A 19000-nucleotide genomic window follows, 5' to 3' on the forward strand; every position below is an offset into this window, starting at 1 on the left:
GCTTGAGGAGCCGGCGGGCGACGCCCGGGTCAAGGCAGTCCGCCACCGCGGGCACGCAGGGCGAGGTGGGCCTCGCCCAGGGCAGCCTTGAGCCCGTCGATCTGGTTGAGAAGCTCCCGCTCGCGGCGGGCGGACTCGCTGCTCCCTCGGGACGGCTGCAAACCGTGCTGCCCGGCCTCGACGAACTGGCGGCGCCACACTGACACCGCCTGGGCCGACACCCCGGCCTGCTGCGCGGCCACGGACAGCGTTATCCGCCCGGCGAGCAGGTCCAGGACGAGCCGCGTCTTCTCCGCGGGGGAAACCGCTGGTCGGTGGGACACTGGGCGTGCGACCCCCTAATCACGTGTTTTGGATTGTTGACGGCGACCGGCCGAGTGGCTGGCGTTCACTCGATCCCGTCGAGGAGGCCGACCAGCAGGTCCGAGTAGCCGTGGAGTTGCGGGGCCCAGCCGACGTAGCAGGCGAAGTCGGCGGCGTGGCAGGCCACTCGGACCGTCTCGCCCGCTCTTAGCAGTCGGGTGTCCAGTCCCTGCCCGTAGGCGGTCAGGAAGCTCTCGCGCACCTCGTCCAACAGCGGCCACTCGATGCCGGCCTGCTGGGCGGCGGCCCGGTACTCGGTCAGTTCGCCCAGCGCCCAGGCGACGTCCGCCTCAGGGCGGCCTGCGGCGGCCTCGGGACCGGACAGGACCGAGACCTCAGGCCCGGAACCCGCAGACGCCTCCGAGCCGGTGCCGGCCGGATCGGCCACCACCACCGCGCCCAGGGAGAACCCGCCGTGCAGTGTTACCCGTGCCTCCTGCGGACCGGGTGTCAGCAACAGGTAGGTCAGGTCGGCCAACTGCCGCCATCGGGCGGTGCCGAGCCGGGAGCGCAGCCGGTAGTGGAACCCCGCCGAGGCGCGCGGACCGCGTCCTGTGGCAAGCCACTGAGCCAGCCGCCGGGGCCCCGGCGGCTGCGGCAGTTCTTCGGCCGGTGAGGGCCCGGGGCCCGAATGCAGCGCACGCAGCACGAGGCCGAGCACCCGGGCGTACTCCGGGAGCCGTTCGTGGCCTGGCTCCACACCGGCCTCGGCTGGTGCGGCGGACGCCTCGAGCAGCGCGCCGAAACTGTGCCGCCCGTTCACCTCCCACAGGTAGGCGTCGGGCTCCGCCACGACGGGCCGTGCGAAGCGCACTCGCTCGTCGGAGGCGTCCCGGAGCGCTGTGGCGTAGCTGGCGGACAGGACGGGGAACGGCGCCGGGCGCTGTGGGCCCGGGGTTCGCCGCCAGCTGACACCACCGCCGGGGATCGCACTGATTCGGGTGTGCTGGAATCCGGTGCCGAACTCCAGCAGTACCTGCTCCTCCTCGACGGCCGTCATGACCCGCCCCCCGACCAGGCGCACAGGTCGTCCAGGGCTGCCACGGCGTGGGTCAGCAGGGCGGCCGTGCCGACGCCCTCCTCGCCCGTGGTCAGACTCACCCCGTTGACCGGCGGCAGGACCGCGAAGTTGTCCCGCTCCGCCAGGGCTTCCACATGGGCACGGTAGGCGGGGTTGAGATGCCCGCCCGGTGGCAGCGCCGGGCAGACGACGACCGGCGCCCGGGTGCACTGCAGAGCCAACAGCGTTGGTGTGTCGGCGAACCCCAGCGCGAGCCGGGCGACGAAGTGCATGGTCGCAGGGTGGACCAGAACGGCGTCGGGCCATTCGGCGAGTTCTACATGCAGCGCCCGGTCCGGCTGGTCCGGCCAGATGTCCACGGTGGGCAGGCTGGCACCGCTCGCCACGGCGATCGCGGTGGCGCCGGTGAACCGGAGCGCGGACGGGGTGACTATGCACCGCACCTCGGTGCCGGGGTAGCCGCTGCGGAACCAGGACAGCCACTGGGGGAGGAACATGGCCTGGATGCCGCCGGTCGCGACGTAGAGCAGGCGCTTGGCCCTCAGCGGCGGCAGTGAGTCCGAGCCGGTCAGCGGGGCTCCGGAAGCGGGGGCGGTCATCAGTTTCCCCTCCGCTCGACGGCGGCGAGGATTGCCGACAGGTCGCGGACCGCCGCTCCGGGGCCTTCCCCGATGTGCACGCCCCCCACGTTCACCACGACTTCGTCGACGCCGATCGTGTAGAACTCGGCAAGCCGGGCGGCGATCTCGTCGGGAGTTCCGGTGACCACCACACCGTGTTCCACCAGCAGTCGGGCGCCGGTGCGCGGGTCGGCCGGGTCCACCGGGACGCCGGCTTGGTTGAGCATGTTCGTGTAGTGCTGGGTGGACAGGTGGTTGCGGACGGCGTGGTGGGCGATCTCGGCCAGGTCTCGTCCGGGCCGGGTGACGGCGCACTGGACCACCGCCGCGATGCGCGGAGTGCGGCGCCCGGCCTCCCGCGCAGCAGCCGCGAGGGTAGGGCCGATCTGTGCGGCAAGGTAGGCGGGAGGCGTGAGCCAGGTGATCGCCCAGTCGGCGATCTGGCCGGCCAGGCGGGCCATCGGCTCGCGCAGCACGCCCAGGCCCAGCTCGACCGGCGGGGCATCGACGTCGGGAAGTTCCAGACCGTCGGTGGCCCACGGTCCGTCGGGCTCTACGGCGCACTTCCCGTCCAGCAGGGTGCGCATCATGGTGACGTACTGGCGGGTCGCGGTGACCGGCTTCGCGTACGGGGCGCCCAGCATGTTCCGTTGCAGGGCGGCCGCGCCGGGGCCGATGCCCGCCACGTAGGTGCGGCCGGAGAGAAGGGCGACCGACCGGGCGTTGACGGCAGCGGTCAGCGGGTGACGCAGCGGCATCACGGTGACGGCAGTGCCGTAGGCGAGGTCCATGCCGCTCTGGGCGAGTGCGGCGAACATATGGTGCGACTCGATGTTCAGCGACTGCCCGACCCATAGGCGGCGCGCTGAAGTGGTCTCCGCGAGCCTCGCGTAGGAGGAGACGGAGCCCGTCTCGAAGGGCATGACGGGATAGAAGACACTGGTTGTGGGCATGCGGGATCCCTCCTTCTTCGTTCGGTGGTGCGTGGTGGCGCCGTTTGCCCGGTGCGCGTGGCGAGGGACGAGGTATTTCAGTTCCACCGTTCGGCCAGGCCGTCGCCGTCCCCGCAGAGCACCCCGGACAACAACTCCCGCCGGTACAGTCCGGCGGCCTCCCGTACGTCCTCGCGGGTCAGTTTCGCCACCTCCCGGGGCAGTCCGGCGATGGCCTCGATGGGCAGCCCGAGGGTCAGATAGGACAGCAAGCACGCCGCCCGACCGTGCTGGGAGCCGAGGTTCAGCGCATACTTGCCGGTGATGTGTCCGACTGCCTCGGCGAGCTCCCGCTCGGTGGGGCCGTGCTCGGCGAAGTTGTCGAGCATGTCGAGCAGCCGATTCATGGCCTCGCCGCCAGCTCCCGCCCTCACATCGGCCTCAATGGCGAAGACGTCGCCGTCCACATGGTCGGCGACCAGGGCCACAGTCCGGTAGGCCAGGCCGAGTTCCTCCCGCAGCAGGGTATTGATACGGGAGGAGAACGAACCGCCCAGGATCAGCGAGGCCACCTGGGCAGCCGCGTAGCGGGCAAGATCGGTGCGAGGGAACGACTCGGCGGAGAGCCGGAGGTGGTCCTGCGCCAGCCCGGAGACCCGCACGGTGCGCACCTCCCGCCGACTGCTCGGCGCGGGACGGGTGGGTCGCGCCCCGGCGCCCGGGGCCCAGCCGTCAAGCCGTGCCCTGACCAGCTCCGCGGTCCGGTCCTCGTCGAGGTCTCCGCACAGCACCAGCAGGGCGCCGCCGGGCACGACCTGCGCCCGGTGGGCGGCAGTGACCTCGTCCGCGGTGACCGACGCGGCGTCGTGCGGTGAGGGCGCCGGCTCCGCGAACAGCGGTACAGCCCCGTAGTGCTGCTCCCACATCCGGCGGCTGGTGTGCACTGCCGGCTGGGCTGCGGCCAGGGCTGCCTGCTGGGCAGATTTGGAGGTCGCGGCACGGACCCGTTCCTTGGGATAGTCGGCCCGTACGACTGCCGCAACGGTGTCCAGCAGCACCGGCAGGCGGTCCGCCCTGCTGGTGAGCGAGAGGGTGAGCCAGTGGCTGCGACGGGCGACCGTGACTATGCCGCCCTGCTGTTCGAAGGCCGCGCACTGTGGCAGGTCGGGCCAGCAGGCGGCGAGGGCGTCGAGGACCGCGAGGTCACGGGCGGCCGTCAGTTCCACGGGCAGGGCCAGGTGTGCCTGCACCATGGGGACCGTGCGCAGCGCTGAGACGACCGTGGTGGGTCCCCCGTCCGGCCGGCTGGTCAGGGCGGCAGGCATACAAACGGCTGCGGCGGCGGGCCTTGCCCAGCCGGCGGTCTGGGCTGCGGTCATGCGGTGTTCTCCTGGGTGGGGAGTCGGTGCGGCGTCGGCACCGTCCCTGGTAGCAGGGTCAGTACGGCCCGGCCGGTCCGGCCGGCCACGGCGGCGGCCGCAGCGGCCACCGCGTCCGGTCCGGTTCGGGCTACTGCCTCGGCGAGCCGTTCGGCGATGTCGGGTTGGTTGAACAGCAACGTTCCGCGGGCCAGGAAGCGCACCCGGTGCAGCAGCGAGTCGAGGTTCTGATACAGGTCAGTTACCGCGCGGGCCACCGACCGCTCCACCTCCTCGCCCAGTCCCGGCGCCGAGCCGGAGGCCAGTTCCGTGCAGTGGCCGGTGATGGTCTCCAGGACGAGGTCCGCCATGCCCTCAGGGTGGTGGGAGACGATCACGAACGTGTCGGGGTCCTTGACCATCAGCGGACCGAACAGGCCCACGGAGGAGTCCACCAGTGCTCCCAGCGGTGCGAAGGCCCGCCGGAGGCGGGAGTTGGATCCACCGGTGAGCAGCTGTTGCAGCACGACGAAGGCGGCGTAGCCGTCCAGGTCGGCCGCCGCGTCAGGCAATCGGCAACCGATGGCCAGGGCGGGGCGGGGGGCCAAGGGATCGTGGCAGACGCCCTCTCGCTGCTCCTGGGCCACCGGTTCCCGGACGTCGGCGAGCGGTGCCGGCGGCTGTCCGGGCACGTCGGCGAAGATCCTGCGTGCGGCGTCCAGCACGGCCTGCGGGTCGACCTCGCCGCACACCGCGAGGACCGCGTTGCCGGGCGCGTAGTGTCGGCGGTAGAAGTCGGCGCAGTCGGCGACGCTCGCTGCGTCGAGGTCGTGTGTCTCCCCGTAGCCGTTGTGGGTGTTCTCCCACTTCCGGTACAGCACTGCGGGCAGCCGGATCCACGGGAACCCTCCGTACGGGCGGCCGGTGACCTGTTGCCGGATCTCCTCTTTGATCACATCACGCTGGGTGGCGAAGTTCCGTTCGGTCACCTCCAGGCGGGCCATCCGGTCCGCCTCCAGCACGAGGATCTCCTCCAGCGCGTCGGCCGGAACCACCTGATGATAGTCCGTCACATCGGGAAACGTATTGCCGTTCACGGTTCCGCCGCGCGCCTGAACCCGGGCGAAATGCTCACCGGCTGCGACGTTCCGCGACCCCTGGAACATCATGTGCTCGAACAGGTGGGCAAAACCGGCCCGGTCCGGCGGCTCGCTACGGAATCCGACGCCATAATTCACAGCAACGCCCACTCCGGTGACGCCGGGAATTCCCCATGCCACTACTTTCAATCCGTTGTCGATGGTTGTCTCAAGGATGGTCTCCGGCATGCCCGAATAGAATCACAGCCCGTACCCGGCATCAAGCTATGGTTAGACGGTGGGTGAGGAATGCGCAGGTAGGCGCCCTATAACCTGCTGCCGAGTAAAAAAACCCGCAAAATTGAGCATTGCCCAAGGCCAATCCCCCCGCCTATGGTTCAGGTCATGGTCAAACTGCGTGCATCTGCGAAGCGGCCCCAATTTCAGCCAGTGGACCTGCAAAAGGTCCCGCATGTCGACGCTCTCCTTGAAGAGCTGAATGTCGGGCCTTTCGATCCGTCGACGGTGAGCGCGGCCCTGGGGCGCAACAACAACTGGTCCGGAGCGACCCGCGGTGGTGAACGGGTATTCGTCAAACAACTTCTCGATGGAGAGAGTGACGAGCGGATACGCCGCACCGAGTCCGCCTGGCGGGCCTGCGACGGCCGGCTGAGCACCCCGCGTCTGATCGGCTCCGATCCCGAGCACGCCCTGCTGGTGTTCGAGCACGTGCCCGATGCGCGCAGTGGTGTCGAGCTGCTGGGCGATGAGGAGTTCGACGAGGATCTGTGTGCCCGCGCCGGGCGCGCGTTGGCGGTCCTGCACGGGCTGGACGTCGAGGAGCTGGACACCTCGCCCCACCCGCTACCACCGCTGCCGCTGCTGGAGGCCCTGTCGCTGGACTACTACCGCCGCGCCTCGGCGGCGGAACTGTCCATGTGGCGGCTGCTGCAGGCCGATCTCCCGCTGATCGAGGCGTTGGGCGCGCTGCGCGCCGCGGACACCGAGGAGGTGCCCTCACGCTGTGCGATCCACGGCGACCTGCGCCTGGACCAGTTCCTGCTCTCCGGCGACGAGCTGCACCTCACCGACTTCGAGGAGTTCCGGGCTGGCGACCCCGCCCGCGACATCGGCGCGTTCGCCGGTGAGTGGCTCTTCCACGCAGTCGTCGGCATCCCAGCGAAGCTGGCCGAGGCCTCGTCCTTCGGCCATGTCGCCACCCACGAGGAGATCATCGCCACTGGTGCCGCCGAGATCGAGCAACGCGCTCCCTACGTTCGCGCGTTCTTCAGTGCCTATCTGGAGGACGCCCCCGGCCGGGTGCACGATGACAAGGGCCTCGCGGCGCGCGCGGCCGCCTACGCTGGCTGGCACATGCTCGACCGGATGCTGGCTGCGGCCGGCAACGCCGCCCACCTCTCCGCGGTGAACAAGGCCGCCGCAGGCATCGGCCGCACGGTGCTGCTCTCCCCGGCCGACTTCACCTCGTCCCTGGGTCTGGAGGCGTGAAAATGCACGGACACCTGGAACTCTCCCCGCGGGTCGCCGCCCTGATCGAGCGAATCCACGTCCAGCCCGGTGCCCTCAAAGCCGAGACGGCCGGTGAGATCTACGAGGGTGAGACGCCGCAGGCGCTCTCCCGCAGCCTGGGCACCGCCCTCTACCAGACGCTGCACGTCGGCCGGGACAAGCCGATCGACAGCGTCCGCCGCACGTGGCGCGACCCTGCCTTCGACGAGGTGCTCACCCAGGCGGTCGGCGGCCGGCACACCCGGCTGCCGGTTCGTGTCCTCGCCGAAACGGCCTCTGGTGCCACGGTCTCCATGGACGGTGTCCGGGTCCGGGTCCCGGCCGAGGCGATTGACAACCGCGCCGAAGTCCAGAGCAGCGACGGCCCGCGCACCGAGGCAACCGTGCGGATCCCCACCTCGCGGCCGGGCCTGTCCCCTGGCTTCTTTCTCACCTTCTCCTCCCGTGGACCGCTGAAGGCGGGCGGAGCGCTGCTTCGGCTCTATGCCCGGATTGAGGACCCCGACGCGGCGCCCGAGGTGTGGCGCGCCCTGGTCGACCACCTGGAAGATTCCGGGGTTCCGTGGCAGGCGAAGATCTCCTCCTCCCTCGAGCTGTACCCGCGCAATGACGCGCTAGTGGTCTACCTGCCGCGGCCCGGCTGGCGCCAGGCCCAGTCGTGCGCCGAACTCCTGCAGTCCACCGGCCTGTTGGGCGAGGGCACCTCGCCGTTCGCACAGCCGATCACCAGCTCCGTCGGCTGCGCCTTCGAGCCTGACGACCCCAGGCCGGCCCGGCGCGAGATGAGCTTCGGTCAGCACCGCACCCAGGTCCTCGCCGACGCGCTGGTCCGCCATGCCCTGCTCCCGGTGGCCGAAGCGGGCCCCGTCGAGGAGATCGTCGCCGAAGCGTTCATCGACGCGGGCATCGACCCCGCGGTCCCCGCGCGCAACCTCTCCTCTCCCATGACCGACGTGCTCCGCGGCTACTGAGCCACCTGCTTGCCTCTCCGCTCCACGACTGTCCAGTACCCGAAAGGAACTTCCCCATGTCCGCAGATACGTCTGCAGCCTCCTCGTATGACGTCGTGGTCGTCGGCGGCGGCCCGGCCGGCTCCACCCTGGCCGGGCTGCTGGCCAAGGACGGACACCGCGTCCTCGTCCTGGAGCGTGAACGGTTCCCTCGCTACCACATCGGCGAGTCCCTGGTCACCGGCATGATCCCGGTGATGGAGGAACTCGGCGTGGTGGACGAACTCGAGACCCGCTTCCAGCGCAAGAGCGGTATCAACCTGGTGTGGGGCAGTGACCCGCAGCCCTGGCGCTCCGACTTCTCCGCCACCGGCGGCCTCTACGACCACTCCTGGCACGTGCGCCGCGACGAGTTCGACCAGCTACTGCTGGACACCGCCCGCAAGTTCGGCGCCGATGTGGTCGAGGAGGCCCACGTCACCTCCGTCATTCAGGACGAGGCCGGCACCGTCACCGGCGTCACCTACACCTGTGACGGTGTGGAGCATCAGGTGGCGGCCCGCTACGTGGCGGATGCCTCGGGCCAGAGCCGCCTGCTGACGCGCAACCTCACCACCGTCACCTGGCAGGAGGACCTGCGCAACGTTGCCGTGTGGACCTACTACAACGACTACAAGCCGCTCGAGTTCGCCCAGGACATCCTGGTGGAGGCATTGGACCAGGGGGGCTGGATGTGGGGCATCCCGGTCTCCGACACCAAGCTCAGCCTGGGCTACGTCATGCCCGCTAACCAGCTGAAGGACGCCTCCAAGGACGGCCGCAGCCGACGCGAGGTCTTCGAGGAGGGGCTCGCCTCCAGCCGGATCGCCAAGGGCATGGTCGAGAACGCAACGGAGGACGGTGAACTGCGTACCGCCCGCGACTGGTCACACGTCAGCAACGCGTTCCACGGGCCGGGCTGGCTCGCGGTCGGTGATGCCGCCTGCTTCATCGACCCGCTGTTTTCGTCCGGCGTGTGGCTGGGCACCTCCGGCTCCTGGCTCGCTGCCCGCTCCCTCGACGTGGCGCTGAAGAACCCCGCCGACGCGCAACAGTCCCTCGACCGGTTCGCCTCGCTCTACCGCCAGCTCTTCGAGGACATCCTCGCCTACGTGCGGTTCTTCATGGATCCCACCCGACTCAAGGAGGAGTACATGGAGCGGGCCCAAGGCATCGGCCGCACCTACACCGAGAACTCCCGGGTCGGCTTCATAAGCCTCATCTCCGGCGTCAGCGCGCTGCCGGAGCTGGTCACCTTCGACCCGATGGGTGAAGAGGGCATGATCGAGAGCATCCGGGCGCGCTACGAGAAGGTCATCGAGACGAAGCTGGCCCGCGGCGAGATCGACCTGGAGACCCTCACCGCGATGGAGGCAGAGTCGATGGCCGCGATAGCGGCCCAGGCCGCCGCCGAGGACGGGGAAATGGCCTCCGCAGAGACCGATCCCGCATGACCCCGCCCCCCTGCACCGGCGTACCCGCACAACCCCCGGGCGGGTACGCCGGCCTCACCCGTCCCGGAGGACACCCGTGTCCAGTCATGACCTGGTACGCCTGTTCGTGGGGCTCGCCGCCGCAGTACTGCTGTCCCGGCTGGCCGGACGCCTTGCCATTCGGCTTAGGCAGCCGCCCGTGGTCGGTGAGATCGCCGCAGGGGTGCTGATGGGCCCCACACTCCTCGGCGGAGCCGTCGGCAGCCTGCTCTTCCCCGAGGGTGTGCGACCGCTGCTCACAGGGGTCGCCGACTTGGGGCTCGCCTTGTTCATGTTCGGTGTTGGCCTGCACCTGGAACCGTCGTCCCTGCGGAGGCAGGCAAGGACCGCGGGTGCCGTGTCCCTGGGCGCCACGCTCCCTGCCTTCGTGCTCGGCGCAGGACTGGGTCTGCTGCTCACCGATGGCGGCTCCAACGGTCACCGGATGGCAACCGTTGTGTTCCTGGGCCTCACCCTCTCCGTCACCGCGCTACCCGTCCTGGCTCGGATCCTGGCGGACCGGGGCTTGGCCGCCAGCCGCGAGGGTGCCGTGGCGATGGCGTCCGCCGCAGTGGTGGACGTGCTGGCCTGGGGCGCGCTCGCCGCCGTCACCGCAATGGTGTCGGACGGGCAGGCGGGCATCCTACTCTTCGTCCCCTATCTGCTGCTCATGCTGCTGGTGGTCCGGCCGTTGCTGGCCCGTTCCCCCCGGCGGCCAGGAGCGCCGGTCCTCATCGCCGGTGCTCTGCTCTCGGCAGCCGCCACCGAGGTGATGGGGCTGCACCTCATCTTCGGCGCCCTGTTGTTCGGTCTGATCACACCGCGTTCCCCCGCCGGTTCCCCGGAGCATGACCGGCTGCGCGAAACGGTGGACCAGTCCGCCTCGCTCATGATGCCGGCGTTCTTCGTGCTCAGCGGCCTGGCGGTGGACCTGAGGGGCCTGGACTGGCAGAGACTGCTGGAGCTGATTCTGATCGTGGTGACGGCCGTCGCGGGCAAGATGGGCGGCACCTACGCCGCGGCGCGGCTCAGCCGCCTGCCGGCCCGCTCGGCAGCTGTCCTCGCCACGTTGATGAACACCCGTGGTCTGACCGAACTGGTCCTGCTCTCGGTCGGCCTCCACCTGGGCCTGCTCAGCCAAGACCTCTACTCGCTCATGGTGGTGATGGCCCTGGTCACCACCGCGATGACGGGCCCTCTGTTGGTCCTGCTGGAGCGCACCGAGCCGCCCTCGCAGGCATGGGCCGGCACCGAGCCTCGGGACGAACGGATGCGCGACAGCCGACCGGTCCGGTCGTAGGCGAGCACTGAGGTGACCGTCTGCGGCGACGGGTTCGGACACGCTGGACCGGTCGCTGCTACCTCGGGGCGGGCGCCCGGGACAAAGGGGCGGGACAAGGGGTGCCGTCAGAGCGCGGACAAGGGGTCGGCGTGCAGGGTCGGCGGCGCTTGTCCGGGCCCGGCACCCGGACGCCCGGGCGCAGGGCCTCGGGGAAGGTGGCGGTGACGGCGGAGCCGGCCGCGGTGAGGTGCCAGGCCTTCGCCCGGCCGGCCTGCGGCAGGGTCACGAACTCCGCCAGGCCCTCGGCCGCCAGCCGGGCCATGCCGGGCGGGGCTCCATCGGGGGGGGTGCCTCTATGTCCTTCGTCAAGGCTGCGCGGGTCATGCTGGCGCGGTTTCGGGGGTGCGGGTTTCGTAGAGGGTGCCGTCTCGGAGCATGGCGAACAGGACGCCGATGCGTTGGCGGGCGAGGCGGAGGAGGGCCTGGGTGTGGGTCTTGCCGCGGTCTCGCTGCCGGTCGTAGTAGGCCCGGGAGTCGGGGTCGTGGAGGGCGGCGAACGCGGAGAGGAACATGGCTCGTTTCAGGAGCCGATTGCCGGTCCTCGGGGCGTGTTCGCCGTGGATGGAGGATCCGGAGGACTTCGTCGCGGGGGCGAGGCCGGCGTAGGAGGCCAGGTGCGCGGCGGTGGGGAAGCTGGTGCCGTCCCCGACGGTGACCAGAAGGGTGGCGGCGGTCCTGACGCCGACTCCGGGCATCGAGGTCAGGACCGTGGAAAGAGGGTGGGCCTCCGGCAGTTCGCCGATCTGGGCTTCGACGGCTCGCCGCTGTTCGTGGACGGCGGCGAGCGAGCGGGCCAGGGAGGGCACCACGACGTCCAGGGTGGTGGTGCCCGGGACGACGACGGTCTGCTCGTTGAGCGCGTCGAAGATCTCGTCGACCAGGCGCTCGGCCATGCGCGGGGCCTTCGGGCGTATCAGTGTCACGAGTCTTCGTCGGCCGGCCTTGCGCAGGGCGGCCGGGGAGCCGTGCTGTTGAAGCAGGTGGGTGACGGCGGGGTGGTCCAGGCGCGGGCCGAGGACGCGTTCGAGCGAGGGGTGGAACTGGGTGAGCAGGCCGCGCAGGCGGTTGCTGGTACGGGTGGCCTCGGCGGCGAGGTCCTGGTCGAAGCCGGTCAGGACCGTGAGCTGGGACGCGGTCTCGTCGGCGAGTTCGAGGGCGCGCAGGGTGTGGGGCATGGTGCGGGCGGCGTCCGCGATCACGTGGGCGTCACGGGCGTCGGTCTTCGCTTCGCCGGGGTAGAGGTCGGCGATGCGGCGCATGGCCAGGCCGGGCAGGTAGGCGACCTCGCAGCCGGCGTCACGAGCCACGGCGAGCGGCAGCGCGCCGATCGAGGCCGGCTGGTCGACGATGACCAGGACGCGGCCGAACTTGGCGGTGAGCTTGTCGAAGACGGCTCGCAGTTTCGGTTCGCTGTTGGGCAGCCGCTTGTCGAAGACGGTCTTGCCGGCGGTGGTCAGGCCGTGGCCGTGGTGGTCGCCCTTGCCGACGTCCAGGCCGAGGAAGACCGCGATGTCACTCGTGTCGAACATCGAACCCCCCGAAGGTCGTTCATCGTCCTGGCCTCGCCCGTCGGCACCGTTCGCGCGCATCCACGTTACGTAGACCCGGCACCCGTCAGCGGCCGGGCGTTGCGCTCGGCCGGGTGCCGGTCAGGCCTCTCATCAGCGGTCACACGGTGCTCCGGGCCCGGTGACACCACCCCCCAGGTCATGCGATCGACAGGGGGCAACAGTCATGCCGGACCCGGAGGCCAGGAGCCCCGTTTCAGGGCCACGAAGAAGGTAACGGGGCTGGAGCTGACCGAGAAGGCCGGCCCTGAGCGGCTGGAGTGCCCGCGGTGCGAGCGGGACCGCACCGCGGGCAGGACTTGGGCCCGCTGGTGCTGCCCGCCCCGTCCATGCGGGAGCTGATGGCCGCGCTGGTGTCTGCTCCGGACGATCCGTGGTAGGAGGCGCGGGTGCGCGCGCGAAGCTCCATCCGGCCAAGGGTCGCTAAGTGTGACCTGTTGGCACGTGGGGGCGTGGAGTGGCGGGTTGTCGCATCCGGTGCCACTGATCAGCGGCGCATGCCTGACGGCGGGGCCGTCCTCATGGACGGCCCCGCCGTTGGCCCGGGTCGGTCGGTCTACCAGTGCTCGTGGCGCTCGCAGCGCTCGTCGTGCTCGTGGCGCTTGATCTTGGTGGGGTCGGCGGCGATGTGGCTGGCGGTGTCGCCGCCGCCGATGGCGGTGGCGATGTTGGTGACATCGCGCGGGGCGGCGCAGGAGACGTCGACCTTCAGGGTGATGGGCGGGTAGCTGCTCCCGGCGGCAAGGACGTCGTTACGGGTGCAGGTGAGGTTGGTCAGGGCGCAGTTCCATCCCGTGCCACTGATGCTGTCGGCCCTGAGCCCGTCGGGAAGGGTGTCGTACACGGTGACCGTGGTGCCGTCGGTCGGGGAGGCCCCGGAGGCGTTGCCGACGGTGATGGTGTAGGTGCCGTCCCGCCCCTGGGTGAAGTGCCTGCCGTGGGTTTTGGCGATGGTCAAGGACGGGGTGACCACCGTGTAGGAGATGGTCACCTGGCCGTTGTGGTTCGCCGTCCCGATCGTCGACGGCGCGTAGGACGTGGGGATACCCGTGGGGGTGGCGAAGCTGCTGCCCCCACCACCTCCACCCCCACCCGCCGAGGTGCCGTTGCTGTTGACGGTGGCGCTGCCGCCGCCCCCGCCGGCGAAGTACCCGCCGCCACCGCCCCCACCGGCACCGGTAGTGGCGGTGCAGCCGCCGTCGAAGGTACCGCCGGTGCCGCCGGTGCCGACCGTGACGCCGGCAAACCCGTCTCCCGGCCCGCCATTCGTGGCCGTACAGAGTGGAGCGGTGCCGGCGGCCCCGCCGGCGCCACCGGTGCTCGTGCTGGTGCTGCCACCGTCCCCGCCCTGCCCCGGCGAAGCCCCAGAGCCGGTAGCACTTCCCGCGGTACCTCCGGTGGCATCCGCCGTTCCGCCGTTACCCCCGTTCCCTCCCGCAGAACCCGCTCCGGTGCCGCCGGCGGCACCGCCGCCCCCGGCGACCACCAGCAAGGAGCCGCCCGCGCTGACGCTGGAAGCTCCACCCCCACCCGGACCTTCGAACTGGGCACCACTGGCCGCGCCGGCCCCGCCCGGGGCGCCGCCGTTGAACCCGCCGACACCACCCCTCCCGCTGCCGTTGCAGCCTTTGCCGCCGGTGCCACCGACGTCGATGGTGAACGTCGTCGGGGCGGTGGTCTGCGGCAGGGTGGTCACCACCTGCGCCCCCGTCCCGCCCGTCCCCGTGACGGAACAGGCGGTGCCGGTGTTGTCGGCGCCGCCGGCGCCGTCCGCGGTGATCGTCACCACCGCCGCCGCCGGAACCGTCAAGGTCTGCGCAGCGCCGGTGAAAGTGAAGGTCTGCGACGGATCAGCCCGCTGCGCCCGCACTGGCATGGTTTCCACTGGTGCGGCGGCCACCGGTGGAGCCGTGGCCGCCAGCAGCGCCATACCGGACAGCAGCGCGCTCCCCACCGATACCACCCCCACGCGGCGCTCCCCACGTCGTTCACCCGAGCCAACCGGGTCGGACGCGACGGCGGTACGGACCGGGGTCGTCCCACCGGCCGGGGTCCTGTTGAACTCGGCCACTGGCCGTTGACGGCTGACCCGGTACCACGGCAGATCGCCCTGTCCACGCGTACGAGCATTCATCCGCGGGTTCACCTCTCCTCACAGCGAAGCGCCCTGCGCCCCTCACGTTGCAAGTCGCGGGCATGACTGGATGCCTGACATAAATTCAGGACAAAACATCATTAAATGCCCTGATCCGATCACTTCGAGGTAGTGAGGCGATGGGATACCACGTGTGTCGCAGCGGGCCGTGCGGCTAGCCGTAGAGGGCGGTGACCCGGGCCAAGGAGTGAGGAGATCGTCTCTCCGTGAACGGAGACACACGGAAGATCCCGGGAAACATGGCCCAGCCTCGCGGAGAACAGCAGAACCCGAAGGCAGTTCTCTTCTTTCCGCCCTGCCCACCTGCTTTCCCGCCCTGTCGGTCAAGCGCGCACCCCAGATCGCCCGGGCGGCGAGCGCTTGCTGCGCCCGTGTTGGACGTGCCGGGGCTCGATTGGCGGGAAGGAGGGTTTGCTGCTGGAGCTGACCGAGAAGGCCGGCCCGGACCGGCTGGAGTGCCCGCGGTGCGAGCGGGACCGCACCGCGGGCAGGACTTGGGCCGGCTGGTGCTGCCCACGCTGACCAAGCGTGAGCAACTTGCCGCGCTGGTCTTTGCCCCGGATGATCCGTGGTGGGGGTGCTGCAGGCGAAGCTCTGCCCGCCGCGGAAGCGCCCTCGGGCGCGGCTGGATGACGGGTGGCCAGGTGCGGAGCAGGGCGATCGCCTCGTCGATGCGGCCCTGGCGTTCGCGGATCGTCGCGAGCAGGCTGGCCGCCGTGTCCGGGTCGAGCCAGCTGCCGGGCGACAGCTCGGGCGGCCGGGGATTGCGCTGCTGGAGGAGGGCCACGGCGTCGTGGCTCGGACTGGCTGGAGTGCCCGGGCTGCGCACACCCTCCGGAAAGCCAAGGAGGCCGTCGGCCCGCCGTGCAAGTCGTCCAGGAGACGCTGCACCGTTCCGTGCTGTGCCCCGCTGCTGGTCGCGGGTGTCAGTCAGGAGCCCGCTGTTCCTGCGGCCGCTTCGCCGCAGGCCCGGCATCGGGGCCGGTGGTCTGGTGTGGGTGGCTGGAGGGTGTTCAGAAGCGTTCGCCGTCACGGGGTGGCCTCGGGTGTCTGTGGTCTGGTGCTGTCGCGTTGGGCTGTCGCGGGCCTGTGACGTGGGTGGGTGCCGGGACCCCCGTGTGTGGTGGGGTGCGACAGACGGGTGGGACAGGGGCTCAGGGCTGCCTGGGCGCCGAGATCGGCCGCTATGGTGCTGGTGGCCGGGCCCACTATGAGCCCCGTCTGCGGATCCAGCCCGCTGGGACCGGTCGGGCGATACCTCTGAGTCCACCGGGAGCAACCCCGGCGGCAGCGCGGCCGGGGCCCGCGCAGACTGGAAGGGCAGGCCGGTCCGCGTCCGGACCCCCGAGCGGGCAGCGGACCGGTGTTCCTCACCCGCGCCGCTTCCCGCAACCGCCCTGCGTGCCATCGCAAAGGGGCCGCTCTTGGGTGGCATGTTCGCGGCCGAAATTTCGCAGGTCAAAGGCCTGGCATCGGCTGATCGGCGGGTCTAGCATTCCCGGCACGGCGGCCCCACCACAGCGCCCACCGGGCCGTCGAGCAGAGCAGCCGCGTCTCCTGTCGGCGCTGCTGGCCTCCCACCGGCCGGGCCCGCGCGGAACGCAGCCCCTCGTTCCCGGGCCAGGCCGCCTGCGCCTTTCGACAGCAGACTTGTCGCCAACGCCGCCGCACCCGCGCGGCTGGAACTGTCCGCCTCCCGCAGTCAGCCCGCGCCCGCCGACCGGGACCTGGGCCGGGCAATCCTCGACTCCCCACTGGTGCGCGGCGCGATGTGGCTGCGCTGGACCCGGCACGACGGCATCCGCACCCTCCACCACGGTGCCGGCCTGGCCCGCGGCTGGGGCTCTGCTGGGCCCTGAGTCCCTTGGCGATGTTCTGCTGTGTCCCGGCTCGCGCTAGGGGATGTCGGTATGTTCAGCGGGACAAAGGTCCGCGTGGGAGCCCCCTGCCCAACATCTCTCAGCCACCGCCACCGCCACCGCCACCGCCATCGCCGGGACCGGGCAGAGCGATGGTGTTGCCGCACAGGTTGAGCGGGATGTTGATCGGGGCCTGGACCAGGTTTCCTGACAACAGTCCCGGGGATCCGATGGCCGCGCCCTCCGCGGTGGTACCGCCGACGTTCACGCAGCCGGCTTTGCCAGCCGCGTTGCCGAGCGCTTGGGCGGGTGCGACACCGGCGACCAGCAGGCTGCCTGCGGCAGCAATAGACGCGATCACGCTTGGGAGAGCCATAAAGAGCAGCGTCGCAGACGCGCGTTCGTCTCAGGCGGCGGCAGGGCGGCATGACATCCCATCATCACCCTTCTGGTCGCTCGCCCGGTGTGACCTGTCGTGGTCTGTCGGGTTCGTATTGGGGTGTTTGAGGGTTTTGTGGTGTGCTGGTTGGACCAGTTGGGGGTGGTGTCAGGGGTAGGTGGGGGGTGGGTTCAGGGTGGTGTTTCCGGGCCTGTCCCGGTCACGTTCCCGTGTGTGTAGTAGGCATGCCAAGCCGCCCAGGGGTCCGGCTGTCGGGTTGGCAATGTGTCGGGTTTTCTGGCGTGCTCTCCGGCTGTTTTTCCTGGCTTGTTCCAGGGGATTTCGTCGGTGAATTCCGTGCGGGTTTTCCGGGTTTTCTGGGGTGTCTGTGTCTGCTTTCGGTACCGGCCTGGGCGCCCGCCGGTTCGGCGCGTCGGCTCTGCTCCGGTCGATCTCGGTGGCCGCTTGTCCGGGCCTGCCTCGGTGGCGGCCGGCCGCGGGGGCCCGTGCTGCTGCGCCCGGCCCTGCCCGGCCCGCTCGGCGACGTTCCCGGGCCTGCCCCCGACGCCCCGTCCCGCTGGTCCTTGGCCGCTGTCCTCGGCGCCCGTTCGTTCGTTCCGGCCGTCCCGTCCCCGTCTCCGGGCCTGCCCCGGCGCAGCGGGGTCGTTCCAGAAATCTGGAACGACGGGTGACGAGCCTGCCGCTGCTCCGCCTCGCTCGTCGCGGCCGCCGTCCTCGGGCCGCTGCGTCCCGCTCGGCGCCCGTCGTGGCCGCCGCCCGCCCCGTCCTCGCTGGCGCCTGCTGCGCCGCCGCCGTCCTGGCCGCCGGGCGGCCGTCCCGGCTGTCGCGGGTGCTGTCGCGTCGGGGTGCCGCGTGGGGTGTTGTCATCTGGTGTGACGTGGGCGGGGACCCGGGAAACCCTGTGTGTGGCAGGGGTGCGACAGGCCGGGGTGCGACAACTGTGCCCTCGTCGGCCGGCGGTCTCGGACGTAGGCCCGTCCCTGGTGTCCTGTGTGCCGGTGGCCCGGCCCGAAGGGAGCCGCAGGCCACCGTGCCCGCCCGCTCCGCCCTGCTCCCCGCCCGCCCGAAAAGGGGCCCGCAGCCTCACCCGGACTTCCCCGGTCCCCTGGCCACTTCCCGAGGGGCCGCCAGGCCCCGCTCCCGGCTCTCCTCCCACCGCCCTCCGGAGGGGCCGCAGGCCCCGCCCCCGGCTCCCGGTGGCGCCGCAGACGCCACCCCCCGACCACCACCAAGGGGCCGCCAGGCCCCGACCCCCTGCCGAAGGCCCGCAGCCTCTTTTCCTGTTGTTCCGTGTCGTGCTGCGCCCCGCTTTTCGGGAGAGTGGTGTCCGTGTTTTTCACGGTCGGATGCCGGTAGCGGGTTAGTGCTCAAGGTGGTATTACGATCTAAGATCTGCCCTGGTTGGAAGGAAGCATCGTTTCTGGCGCCTTTTACTGGATATTTCGTGGTTCGGTGGAGCGGGCGTCATATCCAGGCAGACGGGCGGGTTTTCCGGGGTGTTCCGTGCGGTGTCATGGTGGCGTTCTCAGGACGTTGTGAGGGCGGCTCAGGTGACCGTCCCACGCGGTCTCGGAAGCCTCGTGCTGCGCCCCTTTCCCCGCATGCTGCGCCCCTCTCCCCGGCGCCTTTAGGCGGGGTGGGGTGCGGTGCGCCGCAGGGGCTTTTCCCGGACTTCCAGGCGCCCCTTTCCGGGGTGGTGTGCTCGGCGTTTTCTGCCGTGTGCCGGGGAAAGCCCTGGCCCCGTCAGGACTGGGGGGTGTGCTCGTCCGGGCCGGGCCTGCGCGCGGGGCAAGGCCGTGACAGCTCTTGCATCTTCGAACCCCGGCCCTGGCACGGGGCGAGAGGCCTGCTTTGGGGGCTGTCGGCCGCAGGCCGCCGCGCTGCGCCTGGCGGTCGCCCCCGAGGCTGGCCCGGGGGCCCGGCACGGGCGTCTGGACGGGGTGCCGGCCGATGTCGCCGGAGGACCGGACCGGTGGGCCCCGACAGGGCCTCATCCCGGGTGAGACGCCGGCGTCGGCAATTCGCGCCACATCGTCAACGGGCACCGTTCCGGATATCCCCCTCCCCGTCAGGGGAGGGGGATATCCGAAATTCACGCCACATCGTCAACGCCCGGGGCCGCCCCGCAGGGGAGGCCCTGCTACCCGCAATTCACGTCACATCGTTAACGCCACTCATGGCCGGCCGCAGGCCCGTGCCCAACCACCCATCAACTAACCTCGATATTTCGTGACGGTCCGTCGGTCTATCCGGCGGGCCGTTTCGGCTTGTTCGGGCGATGTGGGGCAGGCTGGTGGCCCGGCTGTCGCGTC

The 19000-nt window shown here is 70.8% G+C and carries 14 protein-coding genes; 4 read left to right on the top strand and 10 right to left on the bottom strand.

The genetic code is table 11. The features are described 5' to 3' along the window. Positions 1–29 precede the first annotated feature (29 nt). The 6 genes from ACZ52J_RS39285 to ACZ52J_RS39310 all read right to left on the bottom strand — a co-directional run bounded on the left by ACZ52J_RS39285 (position 30) and on the right by ACZ52J_RS39310 (position 5622). Positions 30–323 carry a helix-turn-helix domain-containing protein gene (locus ACZ52J_RS39285; RefSeq protein WP_360505494.1) on the bottom strand — a complete coding sequence of 98 codons (294 nt, stop codon included), beginning with the start codon at positions 321–323 and terminating at the stop codon, positions 30–32. Positions 324–388: 65 nt separating this feature from the next. Further along, the gene (locus tag ACZ52J_RS39290) at positions 389–1363 is read right to left on the bottom strand and encodes a hypothetical protein (RefSeq protein ID WP_465625793.1); all 975 of its coding nucleotides are present in this window, start codon (positions 1361–1363) and stop codon (positions 389–391) included. Further along, positions 1360–1983 carry a flavoprotein gene (locus ACZ52J_RS39295; protein ID WP_465625795.1) on the bottom strand — a complete coding sequence of 208 codons (624 nt, stop codon included), beginning with the start codon at positions 1981–1983 and terminating at the stop codon, positions 1360–1362. The genes ACZ52J_RS39290 and ACZ52J_RS39295 overlap by 4 nt, the downstream gene beginning before the upstream one ends. Beyond that, on the bottom strand, positions 1983–2957 hold the full coding sequence (locus tag ACZ52J_RS39300) for an LLM class flavin-dependent oxidoreductase (RefSeq protein ID WP_360505489.1): 975 nt from the start codon (positions 2955–2957) through the stop codon (positions 1983–1985). The genes ACZ52J_RS39295 and ACZ52J_RS39300 overlap by 1 nt, the downstream gene beginning before the upstream one ends. Positions 2958–3034: 77 nt before the next feature. Next, positions 3035–4189, bottom strand: coding sequence for a M16 family metallopeptidase (locus tag ACZ52J_RS39305; RefSeq protein ID WP_465625797.1), 1155 nt, complete (start codon positions 4187–4189; stop codon positions 3035–3037). Between the two features lie 122 nt (positions 4190–4311). Further along, positions 4312–5622: a M16 family metallopeptidase gene (locus tag ACZ52J_RS39310; RefSeq protein WP_465625799.1), complete on the bottom strand. Its 1311-nt coding sequence runs from the start codon at positions 5620–5622 to the stop codon at positions 4312–4314. A gap of 156 nt (positions 5623–5778) precedes the next feature. Between ACZ52J_RS39310 and lxmK the strand changes: the two genes are divergently transcribed. From lxmK to ACZ52J_RS39330, 4 genes are all read left to right on the top strand, one after another. After that, entirely contained in the window at positions 5779–6882 is a 1104-nt protein-coding gene (gene lxmK, locus ACZ52J_RS39315) for a class V lanthionine synthetase subunit LxmK (protein WP_465625800.1), read from the top strand. Positions 6883–6884: 2 nt separating this feature from the next. After that, complete coding sequence (locus tag ACZ52J_RS39320; protein ID WP_465625802.1) at positions 6885–7874, top strand: T3SS effector HopA1 family protein; 990 nt, start codon at positions 6885–6887, stop codon at positions 7872–7874. 56 nt (positions 7875–7930) lie between these two features. Next, a complete protein-coding gene (locus ACZ52J_RS39325) occupies positions 7931–9346 on the top strand; it encodes an NAD(P)/FAD-dependent oxidoreductase (protein WP_465625804.1) in 1416 nt (471 codons plus the stop codon). Positions 9347–9422: 76 nt separating this feature from the next. Next, positions 9423–10664 (top strand): cation:proton antiporter, encoded by a 1242-nt coding sequence (locus ACZ52J_RS39330; protein WP_465625806.1) that lies wholly within the window; start codon positions 9423–9425, stop codon positions 10662–10664. A 58-nt stretch (positions 10665–10722) separates the two neighbouring features. Here ACZ52J_RS39330 and ACZ52J_RS39335 read toward each other — a convergent pair whose 3' ends face one another. The 4 genes from ACZ52J_RS39335 to ACZ52J_RS39350 all read right to left on the bottom strand — a co-directional run bounded on the left by ACZ52J_RS39335 (position 10723) and on the right by ACZ52J_RS39350 (position 16664). Further along, positions 10723–10968, bottom strand: a complete 246-nt coding sequence (locus ACZ52J_RS39335) for a hypothetical protein (protein ID WP_465625808.1) — start codon at positions 10966–10968, stop codon at positions 10723–10725. Between the two features lie 58 nt (positions 10969–11026). Beyond that, positions 11027–12235, bottom strand: a complete 1209-nt coding sequence (locus ACZ52J_RS39340; RefSeq protein WP_465625810.1) for an IS110 family RNA-guided transposase — start codon at positions 12233–12235, stop codon at positions 11027–11029. A 595-nt stretch (positions 12236–12830) separates the two neighbouring features. Beyond that, entirely contained in the window at positions 12831–14243 is a 1413-nt protein-coding gene (locus tag ACZ52J_RS39345) for a hypothetical protein (RefSeq protein WP_465625812.1), read from the bottom strand. Between the two features lie 2145 nt (positions 14244–16388). Further along, positions 16389–16664 carry a chaplin gene (locus ACZ52J_RS39350; RefSeq protein ID WP_465625814.1) on the bottom strand — a complete coding sequence of 92 codons (276 nt, stop codon included), beginning with the start codon at positions 16662–16664 and terminating at the stop codon, positions 16389–16391. Between the last annotated feature and the right edge of the window lie 2336 nt (positions 16665–19000).

The organism is Kitasatospora sp. NPDC034035 (assembly GCF_055575755.1).

What these genes read in the sequence shown, in the direction of transcription:
- ACZ52J_RS39290 (WP_465625793.1), bottom strand. Translation starts at nt 1,363, where the DNA reads ATGACGGCCGTCGAGGAGGAGCAGGTACTGCTGGAGTTCGGCACCGGA.
- ACZ52J_RS39295 (WP_465625795.1), bottom strand. Translation starts at nt 1,983, where the DNA reads ATGACCGCCCCCGCTTCCGGAGCCCCGCTGACCGGCTCGGACTCACTG.
- ACZ52J_RS39300 (WP_360505489.1), bottom strand. Translation starts at nt 2,957, where the DNA reads ATGCCCACAACCAGTGTCTTCTATCCCGTCATGCCCTTCGAGACGGGC.
- ACZ52J_RS39305 (WP_465625797.1), bottom strand. Translation starts at nt 4,189, where the DNA reads ATGGTGCAGGCACACCTGGCCCTGCCCGTGGAACTGACGGCCGCCCGT.
- ACZ52J_RS39310 (WP_465625799.1), bottom strand. Translation starts at nt 5,622, where the DNA reads ATGCCGGAGACCATCCTTGAGACAACCATCGACAACGGATTGAAAGTA.
- lxmK (WP_465625800.1), top strand. Translation starts at nt 5,779, where the DNA reads ATGGTCAAACTGCGTGCATCTGCGAAGCGGCCCCAATTTCAGCCAGTG.
- ACZ52J_RS39320 (WP_465625802.1), top strand. Translation starts at nt 6,885, where the DNA reads ATGCACGGACACCTGGAACTCTCCCCGCGGGTCGCCGCCCTGATCGAG.
- ACZ52J_RS39325 (WP_465625804.1), top strand. Translation starts at nt 7,931, where the DNA reads ATGTCCGCAGATACGTCTGCAGCCTCCTCGTATGACGTCGTGGTCGTC.
- ACZ52J_RS39335 (WP_465625808.1), bottom strand. Translation starts at nt 10,968, where the DNA reads ATGGCCCGGCTGGCGGCCGAGGGCCTGGCGGAGTTCGTGACCCTGCCG.
- ACZ52J_RS39340 (WP_465625810.1), bottom strand. Translation starts at nt 12,235, where the DNA reads ATGTTCGACACGAGTGACATCGCGGTCTTCCTCGGCCTGGACGTCGGC.
- ACZ52J_RS39350 (WP_465625814.1), bottom strand. Translation starts at nt 16,664, where the DNA reads ATGGCTCTCCCAAGCGTGATCGCGTCTATTGCTGCCGCAGGCAGCCTG.